Source organism: Phytoactinopolyspora endophytica (assembly GCF_004138495.1).
GTDB classification, from domain to species: domain Bacteria; phylum Actinomycetota; class Actinomycetes; order Jiangellales; family Jiangellaceae; genus Phytoactinopolyspora; species Phytoactinopolyspora endophytica.
Map to the genome: position 1 here is coordinate 374964 of NZ_ML142849.1, position 2776 is coordinate 377739.

The window sequence follows — 2776 nt, forward strand, 5'->3', positions numbered from 1 at the left end:
TGAGCGCCCCGAGCTCCGCGTGGCACCGCGGCGGTTCACGCGCGACGAGGTCATCGCGTTCGCCGCTGCCACGGTCAGCTCAGCCCCGCCCCGGCGCTACGACCCGCAGGAGGACTGGCATCGTGCGAAGGCCGCTCTCGCCTACGACCGTGGCTACGCCCCCGACGGCTACGCGCGGCAGTGGTCGGCGCTGTTGCGTGCCCCGGAGCGCCTGGAGGACCTGAGATCCGTCACCGTCCCCACGCTTATCTTCCATGGCCGCGAAGATGAGGTGCTGCATTGGTGCTCTGCCGTCGACATGGCCGAGGCGATCGCGGGCTCCGAGCTCCAGATCCAGCCGGACATGGGGCATCTCATCCCGCATGAGCTGTGGCCCGACCTCGTCGCGGCGATCTCGCGGACTGTGCAGCGCCGCGAGGAGTCCGTGGCACCCTGACCGGTCCTGACGGGAGGTCATTCGATGGCGGAAGATACGCGCGCTGCGGCGATCACGACCCTCGTGGATGCCGCCGACAACGACGAGGAGCTCGGTCCGACGGCGGTCAGCGACGCCCTGGAACAGCTCAGCCTCTCCGGTCAGGCAGCCGCAGATCTCGCCGATCATGTGCATCGCGCCCAGCGTGAGCACGCCCGGCTCCGCCGCCGAGAGCATGAGCTGTCCGCGCTGTTCTCCAGCGCACGCGAGCTCGCGGAACTGCGGGACAGCGACGCGGTGCTGTCCCGGCTGGTGCAGCGCGCCCAAGAGATGATGAGCGCCGATGTCGCCTACCTCTCCGAGTTCGACCCGGAGACCCGCGAACTGAACGTCCGGGAGACGACCGGTTCGGTGAGCGCATCTTTTCAGGCGCTCCGGGTGCCGCCGGGGCGCGGCCTGGCCAGCGTCATCGTGGAGTCACGGACGGCGCAGTGGGTCGCGGAGTACTCGGCGTACGCGAAGGAGCGCCACGACGAGGGCATCGACCATGCTGTCTCCGCCGAGGGTCTGGTCTCACTGCTCGGCGTCCCGATGCTCTCCAGCAACGACGTGCTCGGTGTGCTGTTCGTAGCGAACCGCGAAGAGAAGAGCTTCGCACCGGAGGAGGTCGCTCTCCTCTCTGCTCTCGCCGACCACGCCTCGATCATCCTGCAGACGACGCAGACGCTCCGCGACCTGCGGGAGTCGGAGGACGAGACCCGGCGCACGCTTGAGAGCCTGACGGCGCACCTCGCCGAGCGGGACCGGGCGAACACGGTGCACCAGGAACTCGTTCAGGCGGTGCTCGCAGGTGGTGGCTTCGCGCCGGTCGCGGAGACGCTCGCGTCGGCTCTCGGGCGCGCCGTGGCGATCCTGGACGCGCATGACCAGGTCATTGCGGCAGCAGGGCTTCCGCTCTCGCCGGGGATGCTGAAGCTCGACGATGCCGTCCGCGGCGCGATCGCGGACAGCCGCCGCTCCGGGCACTGCGTCTCCGTCGACAATGCCGGCATCTGCGCGGTCGCCGCGCTCTCCGCGGGAGCCCAGCACTTCGGGGCGGTGCTGCTCGGCGAGGGCGCCTTCGAGCTCGGTGCCGTGGACTTCCGCACCATCGAGCGTGCGGCGCAGGTCGGGGCGCTGCTCGAACTGCAGCAGGAGGCGGTCTCCGGTGCCGACCACCGCATTCGCAGCGAAGTCATCGCCGATCTCCTCGACGACGTGCCGGAGCGGCGCTCCGACGTCGAGCGCCGTGCTCGCCGGCTCGGCGTCGACCTGCACACGCTCGATTCCCTGCTGCTGCTCGCCGTACCCGGAGACCAGCAGACCGCCGCGGCGCGCGCTCTCGGGCCGCACCTCGACGACCGTGCGCTCATCGGCGAGTACCGCGGCTTCGTCGTCGCCGCGTTCTCCTCGGCCCGTCAGCAGCTCGACGCAGGTCAGGTGCGTGCGCAGGTCGCCCGTACCATCCAGCATCCCGTAGTCGCCGTCATCCCGCCTCCTGCCCCGGACACGCTGCCGGAGGCGTTCACCCTCTCGATGCGCACCGCCCGCCTGCTCGCCGCGCTCGAGATCACCGATGTCGCCGCCTCGACCGACGACTTCCTCCCGTATTCGGCGATCCTCGACACCGACTCCCGTGCTCTGGCGGCGTTCCTGCGCGACACGATCGGCGCTGTCCGGCGCTACGACACCGAGCGCAACGCAGATCTGCTGGGCACGCTCCGCGCATTCGTGCGCAACAACGCCAGCCCCACCCGAACCGCACGAGCTCTCAACTTCCACACGAACACGATCCTGCAGCGACTCGACCGTCTCGACCGGGTGCTGGGCGAGACCTGGCGGGATGACGAGCGGATGTTCCGGATCAGCATCGCGGTGCGCCTCGACGAACTCCGCGAGCAGCTCTTGCGCACCTCTACCGGTCATTGAGGTCGAGCTTCCGCGTGCCGGTCTGCGGGAAAGGATGCTCGCAGGGAGGGCCGAAGACGAGGACGAGCTCCACCGGCTGATCCGACTCGTTCTTCACGCCGTGCAGCGCGCCCGCGGGCGCGTAGATCGCATCGCCGGAGCGAGACCAGCAGAGTCCTGCTGGCCGATGACCACGAGCCGATCAGCGATAGCCCGACCTCTTCGCAGGCCTCACGTGCGCGCTCGAAATCCTCGACCAGGAGCGCGATCTCCACCTGTGCGGCACCGCAAGGGAAACCGGGTCAGTTGGTCGTCGATCCCGGCCAGCGAAGCTTCGATGGCGGACACCGCGAGCTCCCCCGCTGCCAAAGACTCATCGACAAGGCCAAGCCACCAAGCCACCTCGGCGAGCGC

3 protein-coding genes are annotated in these 2776 nt (G+C 69.5%); 2 read left to right on the forward strand and 1 reads right to left on the reverse strand.

The window, feature by feature from the left end; translation table 11 throughout:
* Positions 1 to 436: alpha/beta fold hydrolase (locus ELR45_RS40225; RefSeq protein ID WP_240759051.1), on the forward strand; the 436-nt coding region annotated here is incomplete at its 5' end.
* A 24-nt stretch (positions 437 to 460) separates the two neighbouring features.
* On the forward strand, positions 461 to 2383 hold the full coding sequence (locus ELR45_RS01645; protein WP_129662892.1) for a GAF domain-containing protein: 1923 nt from the start codon (positions 461 to 463) through the stop codon (positions 2381 to 2383).
* 210 nt (positions 2384 to 2593) lie between these two features.
* On the opposite strand, the gene ELR45_RS36450 is transcribed toward ELR45_RS01645, so the two are convergent.
* Positions 2594 to 2776, reverse strand: a 183-nt coding sequence (locus ELR45_RS36450; RefSeq protein ID WP_205855686.1) for a hypothetical protein, incomplete at its 5' end; no start/stop codon positions are given.